The sequence below is a fragment of the Methylobacterium sp. genome (assembly GCF_028290105.1).
Classification (GTDB): Bacteria; Pseudomonadota; Alphaproteobacteria; order Rhizobiales; family Beijerinckiaceae; genus Methylobacterium.
The window spans coordinates 1-5,030 of record NZ_JAQGKL010000198.1 but is presented as its reverse complement, the minus strand read 5'-3'; the positions used below and the strand labels follow the sequence as shown (position 1 = coordinate 5,030).

General features: G+C 68.6%; 4 protein-coding genes and 1 pseudogene. 4 read left to right on the top strand and 1 reads right to left on the bottom strand.

The features are described 5' to 3' along the window. On the top strand, positions 1–866 hold an 866-nt coding region (locus JWQ05_RS14185), incomplete at its 5' end, for a 3-deoxy-7-phosphoheptulonate synthase (protein ID WP_299659392.1). Positions 867–914: 48 nt separating this feature from the next. Here JWQ05_RS14185 and JWQ05_RS14180 read toward each other — a convergent pair. Further along, a complete protein-coding gene (locus JWQ05_RS14180) occupies positions 915–1,970 on the bottom strand; it encodes an HD domain-containing phosphohydrolase (RefSeq protein ID WP_299659390.1) in 1,056 nt (351 codons plus the stop codon). Between the two features lie 568 nt (positions 1,971–2,538). Between JWQ05_RS14180 and JWQ05_RS14175 the strand changes: the two genes are divergently transcribed. From JWQ05_RS14175 to JWQ05_RS14165, 3 genes and pseudogenes are all read left to right on the top strand, one after another. Next, on the top strand, positions 2,539–3,621 hold the full coding sequence (locus JWQ05_RS14175; RefSeq protein WP_299659388.1) for a glycosyltransferase family 4 protein: 1,083 nt from the start codon (positions 2,539–2,541) through the stop codon (positions 3,619–3,621). Beyond that, complete coding sequence (locus JWQ05_RS14170; RefSeq protein ID WP_299659385.1) at positions 3,614–4,717, top strand: glycosyltransferase family 2 protein; 1,104 nt, start codon at positions 3,614–3,616, stop codon at positions 4,715–4,717. The genes JWQ05_RS14175 and JWQ05_RS14170 overlap by 8 nt, the downstream gene beginning before the upstream one ends. Then, a pseudogene (locus JWQ05_RS14165) lies at positions 4,714–5,030 on the top strand (glycosyltransferase); the annotation flags it as partial. The gene JWQ05_RS14170 and the pseudogene JWQ05_RS14165, both read left to right, overlap by 4 nt.

The window sequence follows — 5,030 nt, the reverse complement described above, 5'->3', positions numbered from 1 at the left end:
CCGGCGGCTACGCCAACCTCGAGAACTCGCACCGCTGGATGCTGGGCTTCGTGAAGGATTCGCCGCAATCCTCGCGCTACGCCGATTGCGCCGAGCGGATGACCGAGACCCTCGACTTCATGCGGGCAATCGGCATCAACCCAGAGACGCACCAGGAGGTCCGCACTACGGACTTCTACACCAGCCACGAAGCCCTGCTGCTCGGCTACGAGGAGGCGCTGACCCGCGTCGATTCGACGAGCGGCGACTGGTACGCGACCTCCGGGCACATGCTCTGGATCGGTGACCGCACCCGCCAGCCCGACCACGCCCACGTGGAATACGCACGCGGGATCAAGAACCCGATCGGCCTGAAGTGCGGTCCCTCGATGACCCCCGAGGGCCTGATCACGCTCGTCGACCAACTCAACCCGGCCAACGAGGCCGGGCGGCTGACGCTGATCTGCCGCTTCGGCGCCGACAAGGTCGGGGAACACCTGCCCGCTCTGATCCGGGCGGTGAAGCGGGAGGGGCGCAACGTCGTCTGGGTGTGCGATCCCATGCACGGCAACACGATCTCGGCCGGCGGCTACAAGACCCGCCCGTTCGAGCGCGTGATGCAGGAGATCGAGGGCTTCTTCGGCGTCCATCGGGCTGAGGGCACGGTGGCCGGCGGGATCCACCTGGAGATGACCGGCAAGGACGTCACCGAGTGCACCGGCGGCGCCCGGGCTCTGACGGCCGAGGATCTGCGCGACCGCTACCACACCTACTGCGACCCGCGCCTCAACGCCGAGCAGGCCCTGGAAGTGGCCTTCCTCACCGCCGAACTGGTGAAGCGCGAGCGCACGGCCGTCGAGCGTCCACGCCTCGACGCGGCGGAGTAGAGCCTCAGAGACCGGTTGGCGCACCGCGCCGGCCGGTCTGCTTCGCCCTCAGGCGGCGACCATCGCGTCGCCGAAGCGCTGCACCAGCGTCATCTCGAGCTTGCCGGACATACTCTCCAGGATCACCATGGCCTCGCGGGCGGGCATCGGGGGCTTGTAGGAGCGCCGCTCGGTCAGGGCCGCGTAGATGTCGCAGATCGTCAGAAGCCGCACCGTGTCGCTGATCTCGGCACCCGCGAGACCGTCGGGATAGCCCGACCCGTCGAGCATCTCATGGTGGTGGCGGACCGCGCCGAGGGTGGCGGCATCGCACTGGCTGTCGCGCAGGATCTCGTAGCCGATCACGGGATGCGTGCGCATGATCGTCATCTCGTCGGCGGTGAGGCGGCCGGGTTTGTTCAGGATCTCGCGCGGGATCCGGGCCTTGCCGACGTCGTGCAGCAGCGCAGCGCGCACGAAGTGCTCGCGATCCGCGGTCCGGAAACCGAGATGCAGCACGAACTGCGCCGCCACGCCGGCCACCAGCAAGCAGTGCTGGTAGGTCGCGTCGTCGTGGGTCCAGACGGTTTCGAGCCAGCGGGTCAGGCCGCCTTCGCGCACCGCCGAGAGGATCGGGTCGAGTCCGGCATTGATCTGCGGCAACGAGACCGTTCCACCGTCCCGGACGTTGTCGAAGAGGCCGGTCAATACCTGCGTCGCTTGGCTGACACCCTGCACGACGGGCTGGACCCTTGGATCCGGCTCCACGGCGGCGATCTGGTCGATCAGGGCCTGCACGACGATGTGGGGGGCGGTGTAGGCCGGAAAGCAGACCGTCGCGCCGAGATCGCGCGCAATTCGAAGGTCCTGGTCGGAGGTCGAGCGCAACAGGCAGACCAGGGGAATCTCGGTGGCCTTCCCACGCGGTACGAAGGCCCGCAGGCGGCTCACCGACTCGCGACGGCTGAGCGTGAGGTCGGACACGATGGCCTGCGGTGACACGCCGGCGGCTGGATCCTCGCCGCTGGCGACGACCTCACAGCGTCCGATGCCTTTGATCAACGTTTCGAGGGCGGCACTCCGGTCGGGACGGTCCGTCAGCAGGTAGATGGCCCCTTGCCCCATGTCGCTTCGGTCCCTTGCCCCCCAGGGTTTATGGACTCAATTTGAAAACAACTCGTTTATCGAATGCGGCGGTCGCCGTGCGGCAAATCAATCAGCAGCAACAAGCAGAAACCGACGTGGGTTTTTGCACTGCGCCAATTTAGAATATCTATAAACCTGAAAACACTCCTATAGTGATGCTTGATACCGAATTGCCCTTACAATCACCGGTGCATGTGCAGGTGTCGCAAAGCAAGAACGGTTTCTAAATTTTCTTGTCCGTCGAAATTTCGGTTTTGGCCTCGCTGGACTCGTGCCGAGCGCATGCGCACGTCGCGGATGCCACGCTGCTGACGTTCGGCGAGCGTCTGGAGCTTGGAATCGGCCCGGGACCATGGCCGCCCCTCCGCCACGGCGAAGCGCGCGTCCGTGGTACACCAGCGGCGGCTTCCTTCTCATTTGTTCACGTTGTGTTGTGGATCGCGATGGCCAGATGTTGGCGTCGATCCCCCGATAAGGAGCGACGTCTACAGGTCCGGATCTCGATGCCCGGTGCCTTCCCTCCTCGAACCGTCGTGATCCGCATCCCGTGAAGATCGCCATCATCGCGCATCTCAAGTTCCCGATCGCCCAGCCGTTCTCGGGAGGCTTGGAGATGCACACGCATCTGCTCGCATCCGCGCTTCAGGCTCGCGGGCATTCGGTCACGCTGTACGCGTCCGAGGGATCGCACGGGCCGTTCGGCCTCGTGCCGGTCTGTGCGCCCACGGGTTGCGCCTTCGACGACGTCTCCGAGGCCCGGATCGATGCCGCCGAGAACGGCGCCTATGCGCGGATCATGGATGCGGTCGCGGCCGGGGACTACGACGTCGTCCACAACAACAGCCTGCACTTCCTGCCGCTGCTTCGGGCGGGCGAACTCGCGGTGCCGATGGTCACCGCGCTGCACACGCCGCCGTTCGAGCCCTTCGTCCGCGGCGTCCGCGCCCGGGCACGGGACATGACCTTCGCCGCCGTGTCGCCGTCCCTGGCGCGCGAATGGCAGGAACTGATCGGCGAGCCCGTCGTCATCGGCAACGGCATCGATCTCAGCGCATTCCAGTATTCCGCGACGCCGATGGGCGAGCCGCATGCGATCTGGATGGGACGACTGGTTCCCGAGAAGGGCCCCCACCTCGCCATCGACGCGGCCCGAGCCGCGGGTCTGCCGCTCAAATTCGCCGGTCCGCGCTCGAATCCCGCCTATTGGGACGATGAGATCGCCCCCCGCCTCGGCGACGACATCACCTATCTCGGCCATCTCGGGCACGACGACCTCGCCCGCCGTGTGGCCGAGGCGCATGTCGCCCTCTGCACGCCGCGCTGGGAGGAGCCGTTCGGCCTCGTCCTGGCCGAGTTCCTGGCCTGCGGCATCCCCGTCGCCGCTTTCCGCCGGGGCGCCATTCCCGATATCCTCGACGTCTGCTCGGGCGTGCTGGCGGAGGCCGACGACGTGGCCGATCTCGGGCGGGCGGTAACGCGCGCCCTTCGGCTCGACCGCGCCGATTGCAGGCGCCGGGCCGAGCACCTGTTCGATGCCGCGACCATGACCGCGCGCTACGAGGACCTCTACGACACCGAGTTGCAGCGGGCCGCCGCGGCGCGCGTCGTCGCGCGTGTCAGCAATGCCTGAGCGGGACCTGTCCCTCGGCCGGGCCGCAATCTGCGTCCCGGCTCGCAACGAGGTGGAAGCGCTCCCGCGCCTGATCCGATCCCTCGACCGTCAGGAAGGGACCGGGGACGGGGCGCGCCTGCGCGTGGTCGTGTTCGCCAACAACTGCACCGACGCCACCGCCACCACCCTGCGGACGATGGCGCGGAGGGGCGAGGTCCCGAACCTCGACCTGCGCATCATGGAAGCGGCCATCGCGCCGCCGGACGCCCATGTGGGCACCGCCCGGCGCCGGGCGCTCGATGCGGGGGCGGATTGGCTGATCCGGGACGGCGTCGTGGACGCTGTCCTGCTCAGCACCGATGCCGATGCGATCGTGCCGAGCGATTGGGTCCAGGCCAACCTGCGCGCCCTGCGCGGGGCCGAACTCGTCGGCGGACGCCTGGTCCTGCAGGGTGACGAGCGTCAGGACGACCCAAACCTGCATGCCCTGCATCGGCGGATCGAGGAATACTGGTCGGCCGTGCGCGCGTTGGAGGAGGCACTCGATCCCCCGGCCCACGACCCGGCGCCGCGCCACGGCGACCACGTTGCCGCAAGCCTCGGGCTGCGGGCCGACCTCTATCGTCAGGTCGGCGGGTTGCCGATGCTGGCCTGCGGCGAGGACAACGCCCTGGTCTCGCGCGTGCGCTGGCACGGCGGGCGGGTGCGGCATTGTCCCCATGTGTCCGTCGCCGTCTCGGACCGGGGGATCGGCCGCGTCCAGGGCGGCATGGCCACGGAGATGAGCCGGCGCGCCCGCGTCGCCGTCGGTGCAGAGACTTACGACCTGCCTCCGGCCCGGCACTGGCGCGCGCTGATCGAGCGTCGCCGTTCGGTCGCCGCCGCGTTCTCGCATCGCTCCGGCCCGGAAGCGGGCTTGGAAGCACTCGGCCTCGCACCGGCCGACATCGCCGCCATCGCGCCGGCTCGATGCCCGAACGCCATCGCCCTGGTCGAGCGGGTGGAGGAGCGGATCGGCGAGGGAATCCCAACGGCCGTGGCGGTGCCCCTCGACGAGGCCCTGGCCGGCCTGCACGCGATGCTCGTCGAGGCGCGGATGGCGCGGGTCGCATGACGCGGCGGCCGATCGGCTACTACGTCCACCATCAAGGGGCCGGCCATTGGCAGCGAGCCCGCCTCATCGCGAAGGCCCTCGACCGGCCGGTGACCCTGATCGGGACGCTTGCTGAGATCGACACGCGCGATGCCACCGTCCCGCTCCTCGACCTGCCCGACGACCGCCTGCTCTCGGCCTTCGACGGGCGGGACGGGGCGGCCGAGCGACCGCACGCTCTGCACTATGCGCCGTTGGGAGCGGACAATGTCCGGGCGCGCATGGGGCGGCTCGCCGCTTGGATCACCGCATCCGACCCGGCCCTCATGGTCGT

What these genes read in the sequence shown, in the direction of transcription:
- JWQ05_RS14180 (WP_299659390.1), bottom strand. Translation starts at nt 1,970, where the DNA reads ATGGGGCAAGGGGCCATCTACCTGCTGACGGACCGTCCCGACCGGAGT.
- JWQ05_RS14170 (WP_299659385.1), top strand. Translation starts at nt 3,614, where the DNA reads ATGCCTGAGCGGGACCTGTCCCTCGGCCGGGCCGCAATCTGCGTCCCG.